Origin of the sequence: Janthinobacterium sp. PSPC3-1, from assembly GCF_049896105.1 — a bacterium.
Taxonomy (GTDB): Bacteria; Pseudomonadota; Gammaproteobacteria; order Burkholderiales; family Burkholderiaceae_D; genus Janthinobacterium.
Map to the genome: position 1 here is coordinate 315,860 of NZ_JAFCTQ010000003.1, position 26,420 is coordinate 342,279.

17 protein-coding genes are annotated in these 26,420 nt (G+C 65.0%); 13 read left to right on the forward strand and 4 right to left on the reverse strand.

Annotated elements, in window-relative coordinates; all coding sequences use genetic code 11:
- The first annotated feature begins 26 nt into the window (after positions 1-26).
- From ACP7B7_RS05990 to ACP7B7_RS06020, 7 genes are all read left to right on the forward strand, one after another.
- The gene (locus ACP7B7_RS05990) at positions 27-3,770 is read left to right on the forward strand and encodes a DUF4132 domain-containing protein (protein WP_426076021.1); all 3,744 of its coding nucleotides are present in this window, start codon (positions 27-29) and stop codon (positions 3,768-3,770) included.
- Positions 3,764-6,313, forward strand: a complete 2,550-nt coding sequence (locus ACP7B7_RS05995) for a DUF4132 domain-containing protein (protein ID WP_426076022.1) — start codon at positions 3,764-3,766, stop codon at positions 6,311-6,313. The genes ACP7B7_RS05990 and ACP7B7_RS05995 overlap by 7 nt, the downstream gene beginning before the upstream one ends.
- A gap of 12 nt (positions 6,314-6,325) precedes the next feature.
- Positions 6,326-7,429, forward strand: a complete 1,104-nt coding sequence (locus ACP7B7_RS06000; RefSeq protein ID WP_426076023.1) for an AAA family ATPase — start codon at positions 6,326-6,328, stop codon at positions 7,427-7,429.
- Positions 7,420-9,879, forward strand: coding sequence for a DUF5682 family protein (locus ACP7B7_RS06005; protein WP_426076024.1), 2,460 nt, complete (start codon positions 7,420-7,422; stop codon positions 9,877-9,879). The genes ACP7B7_RS06000 and ACP7B7_RS06005 overlap by 10 nt, the downstream gene beginning before the upstream one ends.
- Positions 9,872-11,014: a VWA domain-containing protein gene (locus ACP7B7_RS06010; RefSeq protein ID WP_426076025.1), complete on the forward strand. Its 1,143-nt coding sequence runs from the start codon at positions 9,872-9,874 to the stop codon at positions 11,012-11,014. Before ACP7B7_RS06005 ends, ACP7B7_RS06010 begins: the two co-directional genes overlap by 8 nt.
- Positions 11,011-13,008: an SWIM zinc finger family protein gene (locus ACP7B7_RS06015; RefSeq protein WP_426076026.1), complete on the forward strand. Its 1,998-nt coding sequence runs from the start codon at positions 11,011-11,013 to the stop codon at positions 13,006-13,008. Before ACP7B7_RS06010 ends, ACP7B7_RS06015 begins: the two co-directional genes overlap by 4 nt.
- A 260-nt stretch (positions 13,009-13,268) precedes the next feature.
- A complete protein-coding gene (locus tag ACP7B7_RS06020) occupies positions 13,269-13,697 on the forward strand; it encodes a tetratricopeptide repeat protein (protein ID WP_426076027.1) in 429 nt (142 codons plus the stop codon).
- Between the two features lie 499 nt (positions 13,698-14,196).
- On the opposite strand, the gene ACP7B7_RS06025 is transcribed toward ACP7B7_RS06020, so the two are convergent.
- Positions 14,197-15,387: a DUF3626 domain-containing protein gene (locus tag ACP7B7_RS06025; RefSeq protein ID WP_426076028.1), complete on the reverse strand. Its 1,191-nt coding sequence runs from the start codon at positions 15,385-15,387 to the stop codon at positions 14,197-14,199.
- Positions 15,388-15,513: 126 nt separating this feature from the next.
- Here ACP7B7_RS06025 and ACP7B7_RS06030 point away from each other — a divergent pair, with 126 nt between their 5' ends.
- On the forward strand, positions 15,514-16,605 hold the full coding sequence (locus tag ACP7B7_RS06030) for a hypothetical protein (protein WP_426076029.1): 1,092 nt from the start codon (positions 15,514-15,516) through the stop codon (positions 16,603-16,605).
- 37 nt (positions 16,606-16,642) lie between these two features.
- Here the strand turns inward: ACP7B7_RS06030 and ACP7B7_RS06035 are convergent, their stop codons facing one another.
- The gene (locus tag ACP7B7_RS06035; protein ID WP_308920265.1) at positions 16,643-17,032 is read right to left on the reverse strand and encodes a DUF1090 family protein; all 390 of its coding nucleotides are present in this window, start codon (positions 17,030-17,032) and stop codon (positions 16,643-16,645) included.
- Between the two features lie 86 nt (positions 17,033-17,118).
- Here ACP7B7_RS06035 and ACP7B7_RS06040 point away from each other — a divergent pair, with 86 nt between their 5' ends.
- Genes ACP7B7_RS06040 through ACP7B7_RS06050 form a run of 3 tightly spaced genes read left to right on the forward strand, consistent with a single transcriptional unit; the run spans position 17,119 to position 20,295 of the window.
- On the forward strand, positions 17,119-18,120 hold the full coding sequence (locus ACP7B7_RS06040) for a tetratricopeptide repeat protein (protein WP_426076030.1): 1,002 nt from the start codon (positions 17,119-17,121) through the stop codon (positions 18,118-18,120).
- A gap of 34 nt (positions 18,121-18,154) precedes the next feature.
- A complete protein-coding gene (locus ACP7B7_RS06045; protein WP_426076031.1) occupies positions 18,155-19,381 on the forward strand; it encodes an AGE family epimerase/isomerase in 1,227 nt (408 codons plus the stop codon).
- Positions 19,378-20,295, forward strand: a complete 918-nt coding sequence (locus ACP7B7_RS06050) for a carbohydrate kinase family protein (protein WP_426076032.1) — start codon at positions 19,378-19,380, stop codon at positions 20,293-20,295. Before ACP7B7_RS06045 ends, ACP7B7_RS06050 begins: the two co-directional genes overlap by 4 nt.
- A 133-nt stretch (positions 20,296-20,428) precedes the next feature.
- Here ACP7B7_RS06050 and ACP7B7_RS06055 read toward each other — a convergent pair whose 3' ends face one another.
- Together ACP7B7_RS06055 and ACP7B7_RS06060 are read right to left on the reverse strand one after the other, a co-directional pair.
- Entirely contained in the window at positions 20,429-21,472 is a 1,044-nt protein-coding gene (locus ACP7B7_RS06055) for a LacI family DNA-binding transcriptional regulator (RefSeq protein WP_426076033.1), read from the reverse strand.
- Position 21,473: 1 nt separating this feature from the next.
- A complete protein-coding gene (locus ACP7B7_RS06060) occupies positions 21,474-23,387 on the reverse strand; it encodes a glucokinase (protein WP_426076034.1) in 1,914 nt (637 codons plus the stop codon).
- 323 nt (positions 23,388-23,710) lie between these two features.
- On the opposite strand from ACP7B7_RS06060, the gene ACP7B7_RS06065 reads away from it, so the two are divergent.
- Together ACP7B7_RS06065 and ACP7B7_RS06070 are read left to right on the forward strand one after the other, a co-directional pair.
- Positions 23,711-24,994 carry a maltoporin gene (locus tag ACP7B7_RS06065; protein ID WP_426076035.1) on the forward strand — a complete coding sequence of 428 codons (1,284 nt, stop codon included), beginning with the start codon at positions 23,711-23,713 and terminating at the stop codon, positions 24,992-24,994.
- A 139-nt stretch (positions 24,995-25,133) separates the two neighbouring features.
- Entirely contained in the window at positions 25,134-26,387 is a 1,254-nt protein-coding gene (locus tag ACP7B7_RS06070) for an ABC transporter substrate-binding protein (protein WP_426076036.1), read from the forward strand.
- The last annotated feature ends 33 nt before the right edge of the window (positions 26,388-26,420 follow it).

A 26,420-nucleotide genomic window follows, 5' to 3' on the forward strand; every position in this document is an offset into this window, starting at 1 on the left:
CATGCACACCAAACACGAAAGACGACATGTTTAAAAAAATACTGGAAGTGGCGCAGCAGGCGGTGGGACTCGATGATTACGCGCAGCTCAAAAAAGGCTTGCGCGGCCTGACGCAGATTTCGACCCCGCTGTGGGAGCGTGCCTGCGACTTTGTCTGCAACGGCGGCGACCCGCAGGTGCTGCTGGAACTGCAACAGGAGGCGCCGCGCGCCGGCAAGCTGCTGGGCCGGCCGGGCCGCCTTGTGAGCGGGTTTTACAGCTACAACATGGACAAGAAAGACGGCGCGCTGGCCTCCGAAAGCCTGCGCCACCGCCACCAGTTCTACGCGCAGTTCGATGCCGGCAAGCTTGATGCGGCCGTATTGACGCGCTTGGGCAAACTGCTGCAGGCGGCCGACCAGGGCGACTCGCTCGATCGCACCGGCGCGCCCGTGCCCGACTGGCTGCACTATGTTGTCAACGATGCGCTGCACGCCAGCTTCGACGATACGCGCGCCACCGCCACCATCGTCAACCGGCGCGGCTGGCATGTCGGGCTGCTGGTGCGGCTGCTGGAAGCCGAAGGCGAACCGGCCATCGCCGGCCTGCGGATGGTGTTCGAGCGCAGCGGTTTGTCCGACTATGAGCGCGACCGGGCCTTGCCGTATCTGCTGGTGGCGGGCGCGCTGGACGACTACATGCTGGCGCACGCCGAACTGGTGGAGCAGTTGCCAGCCCTGCTGTCGGCCAGCGGCAAGGTGCAGCTGGCCCGGCGCCTGGGTGGCGCACCGGCGCTGGCCGACCGTTTTGCGGCCATCCTGGTGCGCCTGGCCGTCGATGGCGGCAAGACCGTGCGCGTGGAAGCGGCGCCGCACCTGGCGGCGATTCCAGAAGAGCGCCGCGTCGAGCTGCTGCGGCAGCTGCTGGAAGCAGGCAAGACGGAAGAGCGCGTGCAGGCGGCCGAACTGCTGGGACGCAGCCTGGGTCCGCAACAGGCGCCGCTGCTGGAAAGTGCATTGGCGGTGGAAACGAGCAAACCGGTGCAGGCGGCGCTGCGCAATGCGCTGTCGTGGCTCGGTGCCGCCAGCGATGCCGGCGCCAGTGAGTTGCAGGTGCCGCCGCTGCCGCCTCCGCCGCCGGCCACCCGGCTCGGTGACGACGCGCTGCAACTGCTGCGCGCCAACCACGCCACGCTGCTGGCCAAGTATCGCATCGACGCGGAGCAGGAGCGCGAGCAGAACCAGCTGGGCAAGCACAAATACAAATGGCAGCAGGCCGCGCTCAAGCGCTACGAGGCACTGAAGGACGACTACCTGGTGGGGGCCATCCGCGTGCTCAATGGTGAGGGCCAAAAGGGCGACGATCAGCCTCTGAAAAACAATATGGTCACCGGCGTAGTCGAGTTCCAGGGCAAGCTGGCGGCCTTGCCGGAATTCGGCATGGCGCAGATGACGCGCTGGATCATCGCCACGCAGCACAACAGCCAGCGCTTCTGGCATGTCGGCTTCTTCCAGCAATGGCTGGCGCGCCAGGACCAGCAAGCATTCGACCTGCGCCTGCTGGACCGCGCCATGCGCGAAGCGGGCGACCAGAACGACAGCGTGGCGATGGTCTGCCTGGCCAGCAGCTGGTGGGGCGGCAAGCCGCAGCACATGCTGGACGCCGCCATGGTCTGGCCGCTGTTTGCCGAACGGCCGGAACTGATCGACCAGGCACTGGGCCTGCGCGCGCTGGAAAAGCGCCAGGGCGTGTCGCCGCCGGAACTGGGCACCACGCTGGAGATCCTGGCGATGTTCCCCAGCTTGCCGGTGCAATGGCTGCCGCGCGTGATGGAATTTGCGCTCGGCGAAGGCAAGCAGCACCGCGCCGCGGCGCAGCAGGTGCTGGCCGGCCTGCCGGACATCGGCAAGCGCGTGGCCGAAGCGCTGGGATCGAGCAAGCAGGACATGCGCATCGGCGCGGCACGCTGGCTGAGCGATCTCGATTACCGCGCCGCCGTGCCGGCGCTATACCAGGCGCTGGACAAGGAATCGCGCGAGACCGTGATCGCCGCTTTATTGACGTCGCTGGAAAAGCTGGGCGAAGACCTGGCGCCGCGCCTGTCGCCCGAGGTGCTGCTGGCCGCCGCGCGCAAGGGCCTGAAGGGCAAGGCGCCGGCCGGCCTGGCCTGGTTTCCGCTGGACCTGCTGCCGGCCTGCCGCTGGCAGGATGGCACGCCGGTCGAGCCGGACATCCTGCGCTGGTGGGTGGTGCTGGCCTGCAAGCTGAAGGAGCCGGGTGGCAATGCCCTGCTGCTGCGCTATCTGAGCCTGCTCGACGAGGCCAGCCGCGCGGCGCTGGGCGAGACCATCTTGCGCCTGTTTATCGAGCACGATGTGCGCGGCCCGGCCATGGAGGTGGCCAACGCGCACGCCGCGGCGAACGCGCCGGGCCGCTACCAGAGCTACCAGGACAGCGCCAAGCGCTATCCGCAGTACTACAGCGCGCAGGGCAAGCTGACGCAGGACCAGGTGTTCGACGAGCTGCGGCGCGAAAAGCTGGCCGAATACCTGGGCAGCGCGATCGGCGAAAAAGGCATTCTGGCGCTGGCTTCCTACACGCCGGGCCAGGTGGCGCTGACCCTGCTGCAAGCCTATCTGCGCGATCATTACCCGCGCCGCGCGCAGATCGAAGCCATGCTCGATGCGCTGGCCGACGGCCACGATCCGGCCGTGATCCAGCTCCTGCTGGGCATCGCGCGCCGCTACCGCACCGCCTCGGTGCAGGAAAAAGCGAGATTGCTGGTCGAGCGCATCGCACAGGGCAAGGGCTGGAGCCAGGATCAGTTGGGCGACCGCACGATACCGACCGGTGGCTTCGACGACCATGGCCGGCTTGACCTGCCGTATGGCGAACGGGTGTTTTACGTGACCCTGGACGGCGCCATGAAGCCGGTGCTGCACAACCCGGACGGCAAGGAAATCAAGGCCCTGCCGGAACCGCGCCAGGATGAAGCGCCCGAAGTGGCCAAGGAAGCCAAGCAGCAGCTGTCCAGCTGCAAGAAGGAGCTGAAACAGGTCATCACCATGCAGACGGCGCGCCTGTACGAAGCGATGTGCGCCGGCCGCGTCTGGCCGGCACAGGAATGGCGCGACTACCTGCTGCTGCATCCGATCGCCGGCCGCCTGCTGCAGTCGCTGGTATGGATCAGCGAGGACGAAACAGGGCAGACCTTGCTGCGTCCGAGCGATGACGGCAGCCTGCTCGACGCGAATGACGACGAAGTCACGCTGGCGCAAGGCAGCCGCGTGCGCCTGGCGCATGCCTCGCTGCTGGACGCGCAGCAGATCGCCGCCTGGCAGCGCCATTTCAAGGACTACAAGCTCAAGCCGCTGTTCGAGCAACTGGCGCACCAGCTGCCCGATGCCTCGCTGATGGCGGGGCGCAGCATCGCCGACCGCGAAGGCTGGGTCGGCGACACCTTCGGTTTGCGCGGCGCCTTTGGCAAGCAGGGTTATCTGCGCGGCCAGGCCGAGGATGGCGGGGTGTTTACCGAATATCACAAGGACTTCCCTAGCGCCGGCCTGCGTGCGCTGATCGAGTTTTCCGGCAGCGGCCTGCCCGAAGAGCAGATGGCGGCGGCGCTGAAAACGCTGGCCTTCTATCGCCTGCCGCAATCGTGGCGCGACGAGGCCGTGCCTCTGACTGATGTGCCACCGGTGCTGCTGGCCGAAGCGTATGCCGATTATCACGCCGTGGCCAAATCGACTGGCGGTCATGATGCGCAGTGGGAAAGCAAAATGCCATGGTAGCGGTGGCTGCCTCGCACTTGCCGCCGGACGTGCCGCTGAACGACGATGCCTTGCGGCTGCTGCGGGACAATCGCGAGCAGTTGCTGCGGATGGTACACCGGACCATGCTGGCGGACCAGGAAGCCTATCCGGCGTCGCCCCATCCCTTGCAGCGGTACCAGCAGGTCGAACAGCAGTGCGCCTGGTGGAATGACGAGCGCTTGCAAGGACTGCTGCGCGCCGTGAATGGCGAAACAGGGGAGGCAGAGCAATTTTTCAGCCAGCCGCTGGCGTCCGAACTGCTGCGCTGGAAAAACCGGCTGGCCGTGCTGCCGGACGTGAGGTTCCTGCATCTGGCCCGCTACATGCTGGCCACGCGCCATCGCAGCCGCCTGTTCTGGAGCGATGAGGGCTTTATCGCATGGCGGTCGCGCCAGCCGGCCGGCAGCATCGATCTGCGCATGCTCGATGCGGCCATGCGCGCAGCCGGCGATACGCAGGATGGCGTGGGCCTGGCTTGCCTGGCCGAGCGCTATTACCGCGAACCGTATCCGCATGCGGTGTTGCCGGCACAGTGTATCTGGCCGTTCTTTGAACAACGTCCCGACTTGATCGAGCAGGGCCTGGGCTTGTCCGCTGATGCCCGCGTGCCGCCGGACCGTCTGCAGCTGGACGCCACCTTGGGCGTGCTGGCCACTTTCCCGGTGTTGCCACAGCGCTGGCTGCCGCGCGTGATGGAGATCGCGCTGGGCGAGTCCAGGCAATTGCGCGGCTTGGCGCAACAGCTGCTGGCCACGGCGCCCGATCTTGTCAGCCAGGTGGCTGCCAGCCTGGCGTCCGAGCGGCAGGAACTGCGCATCCGCGCCGCGCAGTGGCTGGGCCGGCTCGGTGACCAAGGCGCGGTGCCGGCGCTGTACCGCGCGGTGCAGCTGGAAAAGCGCGATGCCGCCAGCGCGGCGCTGCTGTCCGCGCTGGAGCTGCTCGGTGCGGACCTGGCGCCGCTGCTGGCGCCGGACGTGCTGCTGGCGCAAGCGCGCAAGGGCTTGAAGGCCAGGCAGCCGGCCGGCCTGGCGTGGTTTGATTTTTCCGCCTTGCCGGCATGCCGCTGGCTTGAGGGCGCGCCGGTGGATGCCGACATCGTGCGCTGGTGGCTGGTGCTGGCCTGCAAGCTGAAGGAGCCGGCCGGTAATCCGCTGCTGATGCGCTATCTGGGCCTGCTGCAGCCCGGGAGCCGCGCCGCACTGGGCGAAACGGTGCTGCGCCAGTTCATTGCGCACGATGCGCGCAGCGTCAAGTCGACCCTGTACGGCTTTGAAATGACGGACTACGTAGGCAGCGCGATCGGCGAAAAAGGCCTGCTGGCGCTGGCCTGCCATGCGCCCGGGCCGCTGGCGGTAGCGCTGCTGCAGGATTTCATGCGCGACCATTATCTGCGCCGCGCGCAGATCGAGGCGCTGCTCGAAAGCCTGGCCGCCGGTTGCGATCCAGCCGTGATCCAGCTGCTGCTGACGGTGGCGCGCCGTTATCGCACCGCCTCGGTGCAGGACAAGGCGCGCCAGCTGGTCGAGCGCGTGGCGGCCGCCATGGGCTGGAGCGCCGGCCAGCTGGCGGACCGCACGATTGCATATGCCGGGCTCGATGACGGCGGCCGCCTCGCGCTGCGGTATGGCGCACGGCAGTATGTCCTGACACTCGGTACCGGCCTGAAGCCGGTGCTGCACAATGCCGACGGCAAGGCGGTTGCGGCGCTGCCCGAGCCGCGCCAGGACGACGATCCGGCCAGCATCAAGGAAGGCAAGCGCCAGCTGTCCAGCTGTAAAAAAGCGGTGGCGCAGGTGGTGCGGCTGGAGACGGCGCGGCTGTACGAATCCATGTGCGCGGGCCGGCTGTGGGCAGCCGGCGAATGGCGGCAATACCTGCACCGCCATCCGATCACCGGGCGCCTGCTGCAACAGCTGGTGTGGCTGGAACTGGCGCCGGACGGAGAGCTGCGGCAGGTATTCCGGCCGGCCGAAGACGGCAGCCTGCTCGATGCGCGGGACAACGAAGTCGCGCTGGCCGATGACAGCATGCTGCGCCTGGCCCACGCCGTGCTGCTGGACGAAGTGCGGATCGCCGCCTGGCAGCGCCACCTGCGGGACTACAAGACCACGCCGCTGTTCGCGCAGTTTGACCACCGCGCGCCCGACCAGGCCTTGCTGGCCGGCCTGGAAATCGATGACCGGTTGGGCTGGACCGGCAACAACTTCAGCTTGCGCACGGCGTTCGGCAAGCGCGGCTGGGTGCGCGGCGCCGCGCTCGATGGCGGCGTGTTCGACGCCTACCAGAAGGATGTGGCCAGCGCCGGGCTGCGCGCGAACATCAGTTTCACGGGTAGCCAGTTGCCCGAGGAGCGCCAGCCGGCGGCGCTCAGGACCCTGTCGTTCCTGCGGCTGGCGGATTTGCAGGTCGTGCCGCTGGCCGAGGTGCCGCCCGTGTTGCTGGCCGAAGCCCATGCGGATTATCATGCGGTGGCCATGACCTGCGGCTACGATGAAAACTGGGAAAGCCGTACCCCCTTTTAGGCGAGAAAAACCATGAGTGACACAGATAGCAATCAACACGCGGTACGCCGCAGCGCCGAACAGCGCCATGCCGGCGAACTGGCGCGCTTGAAAGAAGCCGATACCGATCCGCGCCCGGAAGGCTGGCTGCTGTCGCCGCGCGCCGTGCGCCGCTTTATCCTCGGCGACGCGGCGCTGCGGGTGAGCCGCAAGTTCTATGGCGACGATCCGCTGGTCGACCGCGCCATCGTCACCCTGATGGGCCACCAGGGCCTGATGCTGGTGGGCGAGCCGGGCACGGCCAAGTCGCTGCTGTCGGAACTGCTGGCCGCCGCCATCAGCGGCGATTCGGCGCTGGCGATACAGGGCACGGCCGGCACGACCGAGGACCATATCAAGTACTCGTGGAATTACGCGCTGCTGCTGGCCGAAGGGCCGAGCCGGCGCGCGCTGGTACCGTCGCCGCTGTTCCAGGCGATGGAGGCGGGCAAGCTGGTGCGTTTCGAAGAGATCACGCGCTGCGCGCCCGAGATGCAGGATGTGCTCATTTCGTTGATGTCGGAAAAGCAGCTGATGATTCCCGAGCTGGGCGGCGACGCGCGCGTGCATGCGCGGCGCGGCTTCAATATTATCGCCAGCGCCAACCTGCGCGACCGGGGCGTGCATGAAATGTCGTCGGCACTGAAGCGCCGCTTCAACTTCGAAACCGTGAAACCGATCCGCGACCATGGCTTCGAAGTGGAACTGGTGATGCAGCAGCTCAAACGCGAGCTCGATGCCATCGGCGCCACCGTGGTGGTGGGCCGCGACGTGGTCGAGCTGCTGGTGACCACCTTCCAGGAACTGCGTGCCGGCCAGACCCGCGAAGGCGCGGCCATCAAGACGCCGGACGCCGTGATGTCGAGCGCGGAAGCGGTCAACCTGGTGTATGCGGCCTCGCTCGAAGCGCTGCACTTCGGCGACGGCGTGCTGCGCCCGCGCGAACTGGCGAACCAGCTACAGGGCGTGGTGTTGAAGGACAACGCGGACGATATCAAGCGTGTGCGCCATTATTTCGATACCGTGGTGCGCGAGCGGGGCCGCCGCGACGACCTGTGGAAACACTTCGGCGAGGCGGCGCGTCAGCTATGGCTGTAGCATTGCCGCCGTCCTTGTCCGCGGCGCGCGAAAAACTGCATGCCGAGGGCCTGTATTTCGCGCCGCTGCGCCACCATAGCCCGGCCTGCGCGTTTGCCTTGCAGGCCATGCTGCGCGAGCTGCGCCCCGCCGCCGTGCTGATCGAAGGCCCGGACGGTTTCAACGACATGCTGCCCTTGCTGCTGGACCCGCGTACGCGCCCGCCGGTGGCGCTGCTATGCCAGACGCCAGCGGCCGGGGATGATGGCCAGCCGCGCACGCGGTCGGCGTTTTTCCCGTTCTGCGACTACAGCCCGGAATGGGTGGCGTTGACGACCGGGCGGGAGGTCGGTGCGCAACTGGCCTTTATCGACCTGCCGTGGCAGGCGCGGGCGGACAAGCATCAAAACGACCAGGAGGCGCGCAGCCTGATGGCCGAACGCTACCTGGCGCACAGCACCTACCTGAATGCGCTGGCGCGGCAGGCCGGCTGCCGCGACCAGGACGAATTGTGGGACCATCTGTTCGAGTCGCGCTCCCGTCCGGCCTTGCTCGACTGGCACAGCCTGTTCGGCGATGTGTTTTCCTACTGCGCCATGGCGCGCCTGGACTATGAGCCGGCCGTGCTGGAAGCGGAAGGCAGCCTGCCGCGCGAACGCCATATGGCGGCCCATATCGCCCGCTGGCGCAGCGAGGTGGAAGGGCCCATCGTGGTGGTGACGGGTGGTTTTCATACCAGTGCGCTGATCGAGCTGTTAGCCAGCGACAATGTCAAAGCGCCTGCGGCCGCCGCCGCCACCCCCAGCTGGCTGATACGCTACAGCTTCGAGCGCCTCGACGCCCTCAATGGCTATGGCGCGGGCATGCCGGCGCCGGCCTATTACCAGGCCGTGTGGGACGCGCTGCAAACGCCTGGCGGCGGGCATCACCTGGCGGTGGCCGTCGACCAACTGACCCAGCTGGCGCAGCATAGCCGCGCGCGCGGGCTGCAGGATCGCATCTCGACCGCCGAGGTGCAGGCTGCCGTGCTGCAGGCGGCGCGGCTGGCCGCCTTGCGTGGCCATGCGGGACCGGGCCGGATGGATCTGTTGGACGCCATGCGCTCCTGCTTCGTGAAAGGCGCCATCGACGACGGCACGCAGGGCTTGCTGGCGGATGTGCGGCGCCAGATGACGGGCAGCCGCCTGGGCGACGTGCCGCCATCGGCCGGTTCGCCGCCGCTGGTGGAAGACGCGCGCGCGCTGGCGCGCCGCCACGGCTTGCGGCTGGACGACGGCGAGCAGCGGCTGGCGCGGCTGGACCTGTACCGCAAGGAGCGCCACCGCTTGCGCAGCCATTATTTCCATCTGATGCAATACCTGGACGCGGGCCTGGCGCGCTGGCAGGGCGGGCCCGATTTCCTGACCGGCAGCCGGCTCGAACTGCTGTTCGAGGAATGGTCGTATGCGTGGACGCCGCTGGTCGAGGCGCGCCTGATCGAGCTGTCCGGCGATGGCGCGACGCTGCTTGAAGTGGCGCTGGCGCGGCTGCTGCGCGAGGAGCAGGCCCTGGCCGCCGAAGGCCGCGCCAGGTCCGCCGGCAGCGCGGCCGCCTTGCTGGTGCGTGCCTGCGTGATCGGCCTGCATGAACGCCTGCCCGGGCTGCTCGATCTGCTGTCGCGTCACCTCGACGAGGACGGCGACTTCGCTTCCGTGGTCGCTTGCGGCCATGCGCTGGTGACCTTGTGGCGCGCGCGCGAGCCGCTGGGCGTGCGTGCGCATCCTGGCGTGCTGCAGCTGATGCGGCGCGTCTGGCCGGCCGCGCTGTTTTTGCTGCCCGCCCTGGCCGATGTGGACGAACACGCGGAGAGTGCGCAGGTGGGGCAGTTGCTGGCGCTACGCGAATTTGGCCGCGCGGCGCGCAGCGCCCTGGGCGAGGAGGAAGCTGGTCTCGCTTTCGAAGTGGACGACCTGCACCGCCATCTGGACAGCCTGGCGCGGCGCGGCGACTGCGCGCCCGGCATCTGCGGCGCGGCCAGCGCGCTGCTGTTCCTCGACGGCGCGTGGGACGAGCGGCAGTTGTCGCTGCTGCTCGAACAGCGCTTCGGCGCTGGCGCCACGCCGCAGGACGCCGTGCGGTTCTTGTCCGGCCTGATGGCCGCCGCGCCCGAGATGCTGCTGACGCAGCCAGCTTTGCGGCGCAGTTTCAATCAACTGGTGGGCAGCTGGGACGAGGCGAGCTTCATCCAGTATCTGCCCGATCTGCGGCTGGCGTTTACAGGCTTGAAACCGCAGGAAACGGGCGAACTGGCCGAAGCGCTGGCGCTGCTCAATGGCGCCGCGCCCGAGGCCTTGCAGGCGGAGCTTCATTACGACGTCAGCGAGGCCGAGATGCTGGCCGGCGGGCGCCTGAACGCGGCGCTGGCCGCCTGCCTGGAGCGCGATGCGCTGGCCGGCTGGTTGAACATCACACCGGAGGCGCCGCATGGCTGACCAACTAGACAATGCCGAACTGCTGCGCCGCTGGCGCCTGATCCTGGGGCGCTATGCGCAGCCTTTGCAAGGCGAAGCGTGGTCCGCTCACGATGGCCGGCTCGACGCCAGCCTCGATTACCTGTATGGCCGCGAATATGAGCGCAAGGGCATGCTGCTTGGCGGCCGCGCCGGTGGCGGCGGTTCGCTCGACCCCAGCCAGCTGCGCGCCATCGACTGGCTGAACCAGGCGCGCAAGCTGTTTCCGCAGGAGGTTTACGAGCGCGTGCAGGGCCATGCGATCGAACGCTATGAATTGAGCGGCCTGCTGCGCGACCCGGCGGTGCTGGCCAGCCTGGAGCCGAACCAGGCGCTGGCGCGCGCGCTGATCGGCATGCGCGGTCGCCTGAGCGCCGACATGCATGATGCGGTGCGCGCCATTATCCGCCGCGTGGTCGAGGAAATCACCGAGCGGCTGCGCAAGGATTTCGTCAACGCCGTGACGGGACGGCGCAACCGCTTCCGCCGCACGCAGATGAAGAGCGCGCAGAACTTCGACTGGCGCGCCACCATCGCCGCCAACCTGAAGCACTACGACACGGCCGGCGCGCGCATGGTGATCGCGCGGCCCATCTTCAATGCGCGCGTCAGGCGCAGCCTGCCATGGGACGTGATCCTGTGCGTCGACCAGAGCGGATCGATGATGGATTCGGTGATCTATGCGGCGGTGGTGGCCGGCATTTTGTCCGGCCTTCCCGCCGTCAATGTGCGGCTGGTGGTGTTCGACACCAGCGTGGTCGACCTGACGCACCTGGCCAGCGATCCCGTCGAAGTGCTGCTGACGGTGCAACTGGGCGGCGGCACCAATATCGGCCGCGCGGTGCAGTACTGCGAACAGCTGGTGACCACGCCGCAGCGCACCATCTTCGCCCTGATCAGCGATTTCGAGGAGGGGGCGCCGCCGGCGCCGCTGCTGGCGGCATTGAAGCGCATGGCCGAATCGCGCGTGACCTTGTTGGGCCTGGCCGCGCTGGACGAGCGCGCGCAACCGGTCTATGACCGCGGCATGGCGCAGCGCCTGGCAGACCAGGGCATGCATGTGGCGGCGCTCACGCCGCAGCATTTCGCCGAATGGCTGGCGGGAGTGATGCAATGAGCTGGCAAGCGGTGTACCGCAGCTTCGACGACGACAGCCTGGCGACCTTGGCCAATGCGGGCCTGCTGCGCCGCGCCCTGAAGGACGTGGAGGCGGGCAAGGTCGGCTGGCAAGGGGAAGCGGGCGGTGTGGTCCTGGCCGACGGCCAGCGGGTGACGCTCGATGGCGGCGGGCCGCAAAAGGCGCGCTGCGATTGTCCGGCGCCCGGCATCTGCAAGCATATCCTGGCAGCTAGCGTGTGGCTGCGCGAACTGCCCGCTGAAAACGCCGGCATGGCCGCGGTGCCTGGCGTGCTGGAAGAGGTGCTGGCGCAGGACAGCGCGCTGCTGTGCAAGCAGGCCGGCAAGCCGGCCGTGCGCCAGGCGCTGGCCTGGCTGGCCGAAGGTGATGAGGTTGTGGCGACGGTGGTCAACGCCCGGCTGCAGATCGAGTTGCCAGCCTTGAAGCTGGCCTGCGGTTATCTGCGCGGCGCCGGCTACGAGGGCATGGTGTCGGAGACGCCAGTAAAGCTGCGCAAGGCGCTGTACCTGTATGCGCTGGCCTGCGTGTGGCGCGCGCATGGCCAGGCGTTTGCGTGGCCGGCGGGGATGGACGCGGCGCCGGCGGAGGCAGCGCCAGGCGTCAGCAGCTCGGAACTGCTGTTCCTGGCCCAGTTGCGCCGGCTGCTGGGCGAGCTGTATGACAATGGCCTGTCGCATGCCAGCGCGATCGCGGCCGGCCAGCTGCGTGCGCTGACCATGTCGGCGCGCGGCGAAAACCTGCCGCGCCTGGCCGCCATGCTGCGGGGCTTGGGCGGCACGCTGGACCTGCTGGTGCGGCGCGACTATCACGCCAGCGAACGGCTGGCGTTCGACGAGATGGCGTCGATTTACGCGCTGTGCGCGGCGCTGGAACAGGCCACCGGCCAGCCCTTGCAGCGGCTGCGCGGGCAAACGCGGCGCAGCTTCGACGCCGCCGGCGAAACACCATTGGAATTGCTGCCGCTGGGCGCCTGGTGGTGGGAAACGCGCGGCGGCGCGCATGGCCTGACCCTGTCGTTCTGGGATCACCGGGCGGGCCGGATTCTGCAGGCGGTGCTGGCGCGGCCGGACGGCAGCGACCGTTCGTTTACGCGCGAATCGAGCTGGAATGCCATCAGCCTGTGGCAGGGCGCCGGCAGCGTGCAGCGCCTGTGCGAGCAGGTTCTGGTGCTTGCCGGCGCCTCGCTGGCCGAGGATGGCCGCATCGGCATGGACAGCCAGGCGCGCGCCAGCGGCATGCCTTTGTGGGAACTCGACGATGCGCGCTGGCAGCAGCTTGGCTTTGCCGACTGGGCGGCGCTGGCCGCCTTCCTCGGCGAGAACGTCGGGCTCACGGCGCAGCCGGTCGACTGCGTGCTGCTGCGGCCCAGCGCCGTCGCCGCGCCCCGGCTCGATGAAGTGCGCCAGCAGCTGGACTGGCAGGTGTTTGATGCCAGCGGCGCCGTGCTGAACCTGGTTATCCCCGCGCAGGAGGCGCTGCGCCCGCGCATTACGCGGCTGCAGGCGGCGGTGACCGATGGCGCCGATATCCGCGCCGTGCTGGCCAGCCGCGCGCGCGGCGAGCAGGACGGCTGGCAGCCGGTGGCGCTGTTGATCGCCAAGAACGGCAAGCTGCGCGTGGTGTCGCTCGACTTCGCCGTCGACGCAGGCAAGCTGCCGTCGGCGCTGGCGCGTTTTTTCAAGAGCCTGGCCGGCACCAGCATGGCGCCGCCGGTATTGCCGCAAACTTCAGGCCTGTCGCTGGTATTGGCCCAGGTAGTCGATCGGCTGGCGCTGCAATCGCGCAGCGGCCGGCCGCGCCTGGAGCCGGAGGCGGCCAGCGAGCTGGCGCGCCATGGCGCCACCTTGCGCGCGCTGGGACTGGACCTGCCGGCCCGTTTGCTGGCCGACTATGTGCGCCAGCCACGTGCCGGCGAGGCCTTGCGGCTGGCGTATGTCTGCACGACATGCCTTTCCCTGGATGCCTTGAAATAAGGGGCGAAAAATATTTTCAACTGGAAGGTATTAAATTGATCATGTGATGCCCCTGGCATGCTTTTAAAGGATCAATGATGCGGTTACGGCAAGCGTGTGTGCTCAGTTTTCCATGGGGGGGCGTGTATCGGTTCTCCCGTTCAGGCCACTTTCGCCGGGAGCGGGGGCCTGATGGTCGATGGCAGGGTCTGTGGTGCGCCGTTCTATCGCGATCATGCCGCATCGGGCAGCGGCTGGCGGCGAACGGCAACGCAGGCGCCATGTTCCGCGTGGCGCGGATGACTGAAAAAGGACGTGGCACCAGCAAGGGCGGGAATCTCGAGGCCGCCAAGCCCTGGTATCTCAAGGCGGGTGACGCGCGGGCGCAGTCCTGGCTGGGCAGGGCGTACATGTCGGGCGATGGCATGCAACAGGATACGGTCGAAGCCTTGCGCTGGTTGCGCCTGGAGGCCGGTAATGGCGATGCCGAGGCGCGCAATGTGCTGGGCCGCTGGTACGAGCGTCTCGGCAATGCGGAGCATGACCTGCGGCAGGCGAGTAAGCTGTACCGGCAGGCGTTTGAAAAAGGCGACTTCGATGGTCGCATCGGCTATGCGCGCCTGCTGCTGAACGGCCCGGTCGAGGATCGCGATTCGGTCCGCGCGGCATGTTGGCGCTGTCGGTCTTGTATGTCAGCGGCACCGGCGTGAAAGCCGATCCGGAACTGGGGGAAAAATGGCTGGCTGACGCGCTCAAGTTCAGGGACCCGCAGGCGCACGTGATGCGCGGCGATCAACTGCTGCAGGAGGGGCAGAGCGCGGCCATGCGCCGGTGCAAAGCAAGCTGGCCCGGTGTTTTGAAACGGGCGTGGGCATGCCGCAGGATGCGCGGCGCGCGCGCCTGTGGTACGCGCAGGCATTGCTGGAGGACGATGTGGCGGCGATCGCCGGCATGGCTCGCTTGACTTGGGGCGAGCAGGCGAGCGGCGCTGCGCGTACACTCCAGGCGCCAAGACTGGCGGGCCTGCAGCGTCGCCAGTTCAGTCCTGGCTTTTCCAATCTTCCACCTTGTTGGTATTGCCCATCGTCCAGGTGTTGGCGGCGTCAAATCGCAGCCTGACGGCTTCGGCCAAGTCAGTTTTGTTGCTCATGGCGTCGGCTATACCTTCATGCAATCGCTCTGTGGAAGCACCAGCCAAGGCCCGGCCGCTCAGTCCGGCCTGCGCTGGCGGCTGTTCATCGTCGCTCCACTCAGGTCCAGGAACATCAACTTGATGCCATGCAAGGTACAAAAGACTTGCAACTCACGCTTCATCTTGGCGATGGCCAACACCCTGTCGCCCAGGCTCAGTTCCAGCAACTCAGCCGGCATGAGGTCCTGATGCGTGCTGCGGTCATGCAACATGTGATCCAGATCAGGCTGCGAAATGACGATGATCTGCACATCGTTGGCCCAGCTAATTTGTCCCCAACCTTGCGCCTCGATGAATTCATTGGGCGATGCCGCTTCCCCCACGCCGGCGAGCGAACACAGGTATTGCAGCTCCCGATCGGAAACACGCAACAAGACATTGGCAATCGTCGTGATCGAACAGATATCGATGGAATCCGGCGATTTCAGCATTTGCAGCGTGTCCGTCGCCGTGTAGGTGCAGCGCATTTTCACTGCGTCTTTATAGACCACGTAAGACTGGCCGTAGGGCGGAGCCCCGCCCTGCTGCAGGCAACCTGGGCTAAGGGCGATGTAAATTGGCCTGCCATCGCCCGTGGGGGCAATGGAGACGGAGGTGCTGAGTTCCATGAAGAGCTTTTTTTCGCCACTATCGCGCTCCATGCCATAGGCATCTTTGCTGCTCGAACCGAGCGCCCACATATTCTTCATCACGCCCGCCGAGGCCAGCATCTTCCACAGTCTGGGGGTCGGGAAATTGCTGGTGAGTTCAGCCTTGAGCAAGAGCTGGACAATCTTGTTGTAAAGTTGCTTGATAAGAATATCTTGCTGATAACCGAACCAATTGATATTGCCCATCAGCCGAGATATCCTCAACTGCATCGAGGTTTCGATTTCCAGTTGCCTGGTTTGGTTAGGCACGCTCACGCCACTCACGGCCGATACCGCCGCGCTGCGGGCATCTTCGCCATAAGCACGCGCCTCGCTGGAGCGGTGACAGACATCGCACACCAACTGACTGTCAGGGAAGCGGAGAAATACTCCCCAGTTCAATGCCGGCAAATTAAAGTAACACCCGTTGGGGCAGCGTATCAATGGCATAGGAACGGTTCTTCTGCAATGGAATATGGAGCGACTCACTACCATACGCCTCAACTTGGCGCGGCAGGCATGCGATTGATTTTGCCACAATTGCATGCCCACATAGTCATTGAATTGATATTTATTCACCGTGCCTGCGGACGCGGCGCCGGAGCCCGGCACTCAAAAAATTGGCGGGCAAACCCCATAGCCGTTATCGACAATGAATAAAATTGCCAGTAAAATAAGAAAATCGACATTCAAAAGAGGGCACTCATGGCCAGTTTGAGCAAGGCAGGAGAAGAATTATTTATCGCTGAATCGACCGCATTGTCAATTATCGGCGAAATGGATTCGAATGGAATGCTGGCATCCGCCTTGCACATGAGGCATAAAGTCCGGGAAGCGGACATTGAAAAATTATTGGAAACTTGTGCCAAGACGCCGCCGGAAACCTATGCCCGCCTGTTGGCGGTGGCTTATCTGATGTGTTATTCCAGTTCGGCCTACGCTGAAATCAATGCGCTGGTAAAGTCCCATAATTTGAAGGATGTCAACGTGACGCCCCATTTTGGAGGGGGTAGCAGATATTTGAAACTGGCCTGCATTGCGGAACCAATGAATCTGTGGACGGGATGGGCATTGGAAAATACAAAAAGCAACCAGACCACCTTCGATGGACATATGGTCGATATCATTGTCAATAGCGTGACATCGATCAAGATGACCGCGCTGTCAAATGCTCCATCATCGGGCCAGACCATCACTACGGGGCAAACTGTCTGGAACTCAAGCTTCAGTCCAAACCAGAAACTGCAGGGCACGCATAGTTTCAACTCTTCTAACGCACCGCCAAAGCTTCAACGAACCCTGACGCCAACCAGCGAAGGATTGCAGCAAATGCTGAAGTCCGATCATGTCTACAAGAGTTCAATAAACGAGGGCGCCATCTCCGGCAGGGATGATCTGATCAAGGAGGTTTTGCAGGCCGCGAATAATCCTGGTGCCAATCACGCAGTTCTGCAAAATAAATTAAACGAGGATCTCGATAAAATCCGTGTTGCTTTCAAGAATATGAAAACATTGGCTTTGAATTTGAATAACAAGGGGAAGCAACACTATGAAGAATTGTATTCCCAGTTGGAACTCAGGTTTCCTGTTTCGGGCAGATCGGACATCATAAAAAGCATGCTCGATGTGATCAAGACCGCGTATCATGGCTGGATAAAAAATCGAAATATTCTGGAAACTGAACTCGATCAGGTCATTCTTGCACTTGGCTCCAAATCCCCCGTTCCATTTGTCTTTGATTACATCAACGGTTGGCAGCACAATGCTTCGTTTTATCTGAGGACGCCCTATAAGTAAAAGCCGGGTTTTCGAGAATTATTCTGAATAATGGCTGTCAAGGCTGGCGTGCCTGCAGCGCCGCCAGTTCGGCCTTGGCTTTTTCCAGCTTGCCTTCGAGCTTGGCGATCTTCTTCGGTTCCTTGTTCGCCTCCTGGGCCAGGCGCAGCGAGCGGTCGGTCTGGTTGACCTTGGCCTGGGCCTTGATGATTTTTTCGTTGTGGCGTTTTACCAGCGCGTCGTCGCGGCAACTGGCGTTGTTTTCGTCGAGCGCGCGGCTCAGGCCTTCCACCTTGTTGGTATTGCCCATCTGCTGGGCGTCGCGCAGTTCGGCACGGATGCTTTCGCGCTTGGCGGCGCAGCCGGCCAGCTGGGTTTCGGCCCAGGCGCCGCCGCTGGCGGAAATGGCGACAAGCAGGGTCATTGCGGTGAGGGATAGACGGTTCATGGCGGCCTTTCAACAGTGGTGAACGATCCTACCATTATTGCGTGCCGGGCGCTGTCTTGCTGGCGCAGTCAAGTACCATGGCACCCATGCTTAAATATCTATTTGCGCTGGCGTGTCTGCTGCCGGCGTCTACCTTTGCAGAACCTGCACCGCGCCAGCATCCGGCGCTGGTGCCCTTCGACATGAGCGGTCTCGACGCGCTGCGTCAGCGGGTCGACGCGGTGCTCAACCGCCCGGCCGACCTGTCAGCCGACAAGGTCGCCGCGTTTGCGCAGGCGCGCGCCGGCGCGCAGGCCGGCGATGCCGCGGCCCAGCTGCAACTGGCCGGCATGCTGCACGAGGGCCAGGGCACGCCGCGCGACCGCGACGCGAGCCTGGCCTGGTTGCGCAAAGCGGCGCAAGGCGGCAACGGCACGGCGCAATCGATTCTCGGCGTGGCGCTGACGCATGGCCAGGGCATTGCGGTGGACCGCAATGCTGGCGAATACTGGCTGCGCAAGGCGGCGGCGCAAGACATCGAACAGGCGCACATCACCCTGGCGCTGCAGTACGAAACCATCCACGGCAGCCCTGAAGAACGCGCGCATGCGCTGCACTGGCTGAAGGTCTGCGCGGAAAACGGCTACCTCCCGGCCTATAATGAAATCGGCTACCGGCTGATGATGACGGCCACCGGCGAGGCCCAGCGCGTGGAAGCGTTTGGCTGGTACGTGAAGGCGGCCAAGGCGCTCGACCCGCCGGGCCTGAACAACGTCGCCTACTCGTACGAAGTGGGGCAAGGCGTGGCGCAGAGCGACGAGGCGGCGCTGGGCTGGTATGAAATGGCGGCGATCGCCAAAAGCCCGCCCGGCCAGACCGGCTTTGCGCGGCTGCTGGAACAGGGCAGGGGCGGGCCGACCCGGCAAGGGCCGGCGCCGCCGCCGTTCGCGCTGTATCTGCTGGCCGCGCGGCAGGGCGATGAAGAGGCGATGGCACGGCTGGTCAAGGTGTTTGAACTTGGCGAACTGGGGCAGGCCGCCGATCCGGCACAGGCGGCGCTGTGGCGGGAAAAGCTCGGGCAAGCCAGGGCCGCAGGCGGCATGCTATGATATTTGTTATCGATAACAATATGATGAGAGACCGATGAATTCCGCAATCAATCCCGATTTCCGCTCCAGGCACATGCTGGAACAGCATATCCTGCATACCATGCGCTTTTACCATCCGCGCGCGCTCGACGCCAGCGGCGGTTTTTACCATTTCTTCCTCGACGACGGCACCGTCTACGACGCCACCACGCGCCACCTGGTCAGCAGCACGCGCTTCATCTTCAACTACGCCATGGCCTACCGCCAGTTCGGCGACGATGACTACCAGGCGGCGCTGCGCCACGGCGTGGCGTTCCTGCGCGAGGTGCACCGCGATGCGGAAACGGGCGGCTATGCCTGGCAGCTGCACTGGGAAGACGGCCGCAAGACGGTGGAAGACGGCGCCAACCACTGCTACGGCCTGGCCTTCGTGCTGCTGGCCTATGCGCACGCGCTTGCCGCCGGCATGCAGGAAGCGCGCGCTTATCTGGATGAAACCTTCGAACTGATGGAGCAGCGCATGTGGCTGCCCGAGCACGGCCTGTACGCCGACGTCGCCAGCGCCGACTGGGCCACTATCGACGGCTACCGCGGCCAGAACGCCAACATGCACGCCTGCGAAGCGATGCTGGCGGCGTTCGAGGCGACCGGCGAAGCGCGCTACCTGCACCGCGCCGAGACGCTGGCGCACAATATCACGGTGCGCCAGGCCGGCCTGGCCGGCGGCATGATCTGGGAACACTACAAACCCGACTGGTCGATCGACTGGGACTACAACCTGCACGACAAGAGCAATATCTTCCGTCCGTGGGGCTACCAGCCTGGCCACTTCACGGAATGGGCCAAGCTGCTGCTGATCATGGAGCGCCACGCCAAGTTCATGGCCGGACCGTCGGACTGGCTGCTGCCGCGCGCGCGCGAACTGTTCGATACGGCCCTGGCCAAGGCCTGGGACCACACGCATGGCGGCATCCATTACGGCTTCGGCCCGCAGGATGAAATCTGCGATGGCGACAAGTATTTCTGGGTGCAGGCCGAGAGCTTTGCCGCTGCCGCCGTGCTGGCCAAGCGCACCGGCGACGAAGGTTACTGGCAGACCTACGACAAGATCTGGGACTACAGCTGGCGGCATTTCGTCGACCATGATCATGGCGCCTGGTACCGCATCCTGACCCCCGACAATCAGAAGATCAGCAACGAGAAAAGCCCGGCCGGCAAGACCGACTACCACACCATGGGCGCCTGCTACGAAGTACTGAATGTGATCGGCGGTGCGGCATGAGCGGCTTTCCTTCTTTTGTCTCGGCCGGCGAAGCGCTGACCGACATGCTGCGTACCGGCCCGGACCAGTGGAGCAGCCAGGTGGGCGGCTCGACCTGGAACGTGGCGCGCGTCATGGCGCGTCTCGGCGTGCCGAGCGCGTTTGCCGGCGCCGTCAGCCTCGACGTGTTTGGCGACGCGCTGGCCAAGGCCAACGATGCGGCCGGCCTGGATGCGCGTTTCCTGCAGCGTTATGCGAAATCGCCGCTGCTGGCCATCGTGCACGAGCTGCACCCGCCGACCTATTATTTTATCGGCGACGACAGCGCCGACCTGCATTTCGACGCGGCGCAACTGCCGGCCGGCTGGATGCAGGGCGCGCAATGGGTGCATTTCGGCGGCATCAGCCTGGCGCGCGAACCGCTGGCCGGCAAGCTGGTGGCGCTGGCCGAAGAACTGAAGGCGGCCGGTGTCAAGATCAGCTACGACCCGAACTTCCGCGTGATGATGGACGAGCGCTACGACGCCACCCTGGCGCGCATGACGGCGCTGGCCGACGTGGTGAAAGTGTCCGATGAAGACCTGGCGGGCCTGTTCCGCCACGACGATATCGACGCCTCGTTTGCCCTGCTGCGCAGCTGGAATCCGCAAGCCGGTTTCCTGTACACGCGCGGCGCCGCCGGCGCGGCCCTGTACCAGGGCGAACGCAGCTGGCAGGCTGCGCCGCCGAAGATCGAGGTGGTCGACTCGGTCGGTGCCGGCGACGCCAGCATCGGCGGCCTGCTGTACAGCCTGATGTACCGTCCCGAGGCCGATGGTGGCGAGCATTTGCGCTTTGCCGTGGCCGCCGGCGCGGGCGCCTGCCTGGCCGCCGGCGGCTCGCCGCCGTCGGTGGAGCTGGTGGAGTCGCTGGCGGAAAAAACCGTGGTCAGGTGAGTTCGATGGCGCGGGTGATGTCGGGTTACGCGCAAGGCGCTAACCCGACCTACGATGCTGGAAGGGACCGTAGGTCGGATTAGGCCGAAGGCCGTAATCCGACACCACCGCCGGCGCGGCAGCTAAAGTCGTGTTACGTGGCCCACGGGCCGGATGATGCCCGCTCGATCAGCGTAAATTCCAGCAAGCGGTGCGTCGCCGGCGCCACGTCGCCGGTGCGGCGCTGGCGTATCTCGTCAAGCACCAGGGTGACGGCGGCGCGCGCCATGTCGGCGATCGGCTGGTGGATGGTGGTGAGCTCGGGCCAGACCGTGGTGGCCACCGGCGTGTCGTCGAAGCCGCAGACGGACAGCTGCTGAGGCACCTGCAAGCCCATGCCGTGCGCGACCGCCAGGGTGGCGGCCGCCATGTCGTCGTTGCTGGCAAAGATGGCGCTGGGGCGTGACGGCCCCGCCAGCAGCTTGTGCGCCGCGTCGAGCCCGGAACGATAGGTAAACAATCCCTGCGCCAGGCGCTCCCGCGGCACGCTCAGTCCCGCTTCCCGCATCGCATCGAGAAACGCCTGCCGGCGCAGGAGGGCGGGCGTGTGGGCCGGGTCGCCCTCGATAAAGCCGATATCGCGGTGGGCCAGCCCCAGGAGGTGGCGTGTCATCGCCAGCGCGCCCTGGTAGTCGTCGATGCGCACGGCGGAAATGGCCGGCGAAGGCTGGCCGGTGGCCACCGCGATCGACGGCATGCCGATGCGGTTCAGCTGCGCCTGGACCTCGGGCGAGTCGCACAGCGGCGGCGGCACCAGGATGCCGTCGACCCCGGCCGCCACCAGTTTCTTGATCGCGGCGCGCTGGCTGGCCAGGTCGCCACAGCGTTCGAGCAGCAACTGGCCGCCGCTCTGGCTGCACTGCTCCATGGCGCCGACCAGGAATTCACTGAGATAGGCGGCGCTCGGGTTGCTGTACAACAGGCCGATGCGCAGGGTGCCGGTGCGCGCGGTCCTGGCCGCCAGGTTGGGCTGGTAGCGCAGCGCGGCGATCGCCGCTTCCACCTTGCCGCGCGTGGCGGCGCTGACGCTGGCGCGGCCGTTGATCACGCGCGACACGGTCATGGCCGAGACGCCGGCCAGGCGCGCCACGTCGTGCACGGTGGCGCCGCCTTGCGTATCGGCTGCGATGGGCGTCATCTTATTCGAGATGGCCGCCGAACTTCAGCTTGCCGCTGATGCGCATGCCGTGCAGCTGGCCTTCATCGGGTTCGGCCGCGCTGGTGCGCTGCACCGTGTCGCGCCGCGCCAGGCCGACCGACAAAATATCGAGCATCATCAGCTGCAGCAGGCGCACGATCATCGGCACGAAATTGAGATTGCCTTCGGGGTGGTTCAGGGTCAGCAGTACGTCGGCCTGGCGCGACAGCGGCGAGCCGCTGGCGGTGATGGCCAGCACGCGCGCGCCGCAGCCCTGCGCCACCTTCACCGTGCGCAGCAGTTCGGGCAGGGTGCCCGAGCGTGAAATCACCAGCGCGACGTCGCCCGGCTTCAGCATGGCGGCGCTCATTTCCTGCGCCTGCTGGTCGGCGAAATAACTGCTGACGATGCCCAGGTTGAGCAGCTTGTGCTGCATGTCGTCGGCCACCACGCGCGCGCTGCCGACAGCCAGCAATTCCACCCGCCGCGCGCCGCGCAGCATGTCGATCGCCTCGGTCAGCGCTTTCACGTCCAGCATGTCGCGCATGGCCAGCGCGGCCGAGGCGCTGTTGCCCAGCACCTTGCGCGCCAGTTCGGCGTCGGAGTCCGACATCTCCACATGGCAGTGCGCCACCGTGATGGCGCCGCCGGTCAGGCCCGAGGCCAGTTTCAGCTTGAAATCGGCCAGGCCCTGCACGCCGATCGAGCGGCAAAAACGCATGACGGTCGGCTGGCTGACGCCCACGCGCTGGGCGATTTCGGCGATCGGCAGGGTCAGCATGGCGTTCGGTTCCTTCAGCACCCAGTCGGCCACCTTGCACTCGGAAGGGCTCATGCGGCCGCGCGCCTGGCGCACCGAGTCGAGCACCGGCGCGCCGGAGTTGGCCCGCTTGAGCTTTTGCGCCAGGATGGCGGCGATGCCCAGAAACGTCGGCAGTTCGGCCGTGATCAGGAAGGTGGGAATCTGCGCCAGGTATTCGTTCAGGCGGCCCTTCTGCTCGAAGCGGGCGCGGAACTGCGAGCGTTCGAACAGGGGACCCAGGCGCGGCACGATGCCGCCGCCGATATAGATGCCGCCCAGCGCGCCAAGCGTCATGGCGACATTGCCGGCGATCGAGCCGAGGATGGCGCAGAAGCAGTCGACCGCTTCCAGGCATATTTCGCAGTCGTTGGCCAGCGCGCGGCTGGTGATTTCAAACGCCAGCAGCGGCTGTGCATCGGTCACGCCGGCGCGCTCGGACAGGGCGCGATAGATCAGTTCCAGGCCGCGTCCGGAAGCGAGGCGTTCGGCCGAGACATGCGACAGTTCGCGCCAGGCATAGGACAGCACGTCCATTTCGCGCTGGTCGCACGGCGCAAAGCTGACGTGGCCGCCTTCGCTGCCCAGCGCGATCCAGCGGTCTTCGGCCGGGATCATGCCCGACACGCCCAGGCCCGTGCCCGAGCCAAGCAGGCCGATCACGCTGTCGGCGCGCGCCATGCCGCCGCCGATCTGCATGCGCTGGTCGGGCCGCAGATAGGGCAGGGCCATCGCCAGCGCCGTGAAGTCGTTGACGACCAGCAGGGTGTCGAGGCCCAGCGCCGTGCGCATCGCTTCGATCGAGAAGAACCAGTGGTGGTTCATCATGCGGATATTGTCGTCGTCGATCGGGTTGGCGATCGCAATCGCCGCATGGCGCACGCGGGCCGAACCGGCGGCGCGCGCGTCCGGACTGTCGATATAGGCAGTAATGGCTTCCAGCAGGGAGGCATAGTCGTCGCAGGGCAGCACGGCCACCGCTTCCAGGTGGCCCTGGCGCGTTTCCAGCACGAAGCGGGCGTTGGTGCCGCCGATATCGGCCAGCAGGCGCGGGCCGTCGCTGAAACGGTCGGCCGCGTCGCCGCCCGTACTCTCTGTTCTTTCATCAATTCTCATGGCGGCGTTCAATGTCTCGTGTGCGTGCGCCGTCTTTGCGGCGCAACTGTCGTTATGGTGAAAACCAAGGATTCTAGAGGGTATTTGGTCTCCGTGCCAAAAAATGCCAGGCATGCCAGGCCAGTGCCTATTCGTATGGAAAAAAACACTTTGCGCAAGACCAAAGATAGTCAAATAAAGTGTGGCGGACTAGTCGTAGGATTACAACATAATATGTTGATATTTGTTCGTAGTATAGTTACTATGTCTCTGCTGGAAAGATTTCTGGCCAGTACATTCGGCCACGAAGTACTAGAAAAAAACAACTACTGAGGAGACTTACCATGCTGCATCGCAACATGTTGAAGGCCGCGTTGAAAGCGCTGCCTGCTGCCATCGTATTAGCTATCGCCAGCGGTTCCGCCATGGCGGACCCGATGTACCCAACCGATTCCGAAGGCTTCCACGGCTACCTGCGCGCTGGCGCCGGCAGCAACACCTCTAGTGACGGCGGCTCACAAGGCTGCTTCGGCCTGGGTGGCAACACCATGAAATATCGTCTGGGCAATGAGTGCGACGCCTATACCGAATTCGGCTACACCAAAGCCATCGCCAAATCCGGCGACGTAACCTACATGGCCACCGTCTGGGTCAACGCCTACGCACCAAATTCCGATTTCGGCGACAACAAGGTCGGCATCGTCAAAGCCTACGTCGAAGCACAGGGACTCGACTTCCTGAACGGCGGCACGGCCTGGGTCGGCAAACGTTTCTACTACCGTCCTGACATCCACATGCTGGATCTGCAGTACATCAACATGAACGGTACCGGCGCCGGCCTGGACCGCATTCAGGCGGGCCCGGGTAAATTCTCGTATGCCTTCTTCAAGGACAACGACATCAACAGCGTGTCGCCGACCGGCATCGTCAGCACCAAATCGGCCGTGCGCCAGAACTTCATCTACGGTGAAATTCCGGTCAACACCAACGGCACGCTGGACCTGGCCGCCACCTATATCATCGGCGAAGGCAAGGACAACGACGCGTTTGGCGAAAAGCATAACGGCTGGCAGCTGTCGGCATTCCACCGCCAGGGCAAAGTCCTGGGCGGCGGCAATACCTTCGGCGTGCAGTACGGCGTCGGCCCTGGTGTCGGCAAGGGCGCGCAGTTCGGCGCCGCGGGCGACACCTCGTTCGGTTCGGACGTCAAGCGCACCCGCGTGTTCAATGACCTGGCGATCCAGCCGATGGAAAACTTCGGCATGGAATTCGTCGCCCTGTGGCAAAAAGACGAAGCCAAGGCCACCGGTTCCTCGACCTGGACCTCGGTCGGCGTGCGTCCTGTGTACGCATTCACCAACAACTTCAAGCTGATTGGCGAACTGGGCACGGACCGCGTGACGCAATCGGGTGGCCCGGCCAAGCGCCTGACCAAAGTCACCATCGCCCCGGCCATTTCGGCAGGTCCTGGCCTGTGGTCGCGTCCTGAACTGCGCGCTTTTGTGACCTACGGCAAGTGGAACGATGCGGCCACCGCCTCGGTCAACGCGTCGAACAACGGCGGCCCGATCTACAACAACAACACCAGCGGCACCTCGTACGGTTTCCAGGTTGAAGCCTGGTTCTAAGTGTTGACTGATGGGGCCATTCCCGCCGGGTATGGCCCCATCTGACTGTAAAGAGCGCCGGCACAGGCGCAAATACGACCTTTCTCGGCAGATTGCGCCGAAGCCCCCTAAAAGCTTGATCAAAAAAGGAATTGTGGAGATGAAACTGAAATTCAAGATTACCCAACTGGCCGCCGTGACCGCCCTGGCATTCGCCGGCAACGCTTTCGCTGCCGACGTTGAAGTGCTGCACTACTGGACCTCGGGCGGCGAAGCCAAGTCGGTCGGCCAGCTGCAGCAGATGGTCAAGGAAGCCGGTTTCGGCTGGAAAGATTTTGCAGTAGCAGGCGGCGCCGGCGAAAACGCCACCACCGCGCTGAAAACCCGCGTCATCTCCGGCAATCCACCGACCGCCGCCCAGATCAAGGGCCCGTCGATCCAGGAATGGGGCGCTGAAGGCGTGCTGGCCAATATCGATGAAGCCGCCGTTGCCGGCAAATGGGATGCGGTCCTGCCGAAAGTCGTGGCCGACGTCATGAAATACAAGGGTCACTATGTTGCCGCACCGGTCAATGTGCACCGCGTCAACTGGATGTGGGTCAATCCGGAAGTGCTGAAAAAAGCCGGCGTGGTCGGCACGCCAACCACCTGGCCAGCGTTTTTCGAAGCGGCCGACAAGATCAAGAAATCGGGCGGCATCGCGATTGCCCACGGCGGCCAGCCATGGCAGGACGCCACCGTGTTTGAATCGGTCGCGCTGGGCGTCGGCGGCGCTGACTTCTACAAGAAAGCCATCCTGAAGCTGGACCAGAAAGAACTGACCGGCCCGACCATGATCAAGGTGTTCGACACCCTGGGCAAAGTCAAGACCTACATCGACAAGGATGCGGCCGGCCGCGACTGGAACCTGGCCACCGCCATGGTCATCAACAACAAGGCCGGCTTCCAGTTCATGGGTGACTGGGCCAAGGGCGAATTCACGGCCGCCGGCAAAGTGCCGGGCAAGGACTACCTGTGCGTGGCCGCGCCAGGCACAGAGAAAGCCTACACCTTCAACATCGATTCGTTTGCCATGTTCACGCAAAAGGATGCGAATGCGAAGAAAGGGCAGATCGCGCTGGCCAACGCCATCATGAATCCGAAGTTCCAGTCGATCTTCAACCTGAACAAGGGTTCCATCCCTGTGCGTTCCGGCGTTTCCAAGGACAAGTTCGACGCTTGCGCCCTGAAATCGATGGACGACATGGACGCCAGCAACAAGAACGGCGGCCTGGTGCCATCGTTCGCGCACGGCATGGCGCTGCCATCGGCCACGCAAGGCGCTGTCACCGACGTGATCGCCAAGTTCATGAACACCAACATGAGCTCGAAAGACGCTGTTGCCGAACTGGCCAAAGCAGCCAAAGTGAAGTAATCACCACAGCGCCGGTTCCCCGCCGGCGCTGCT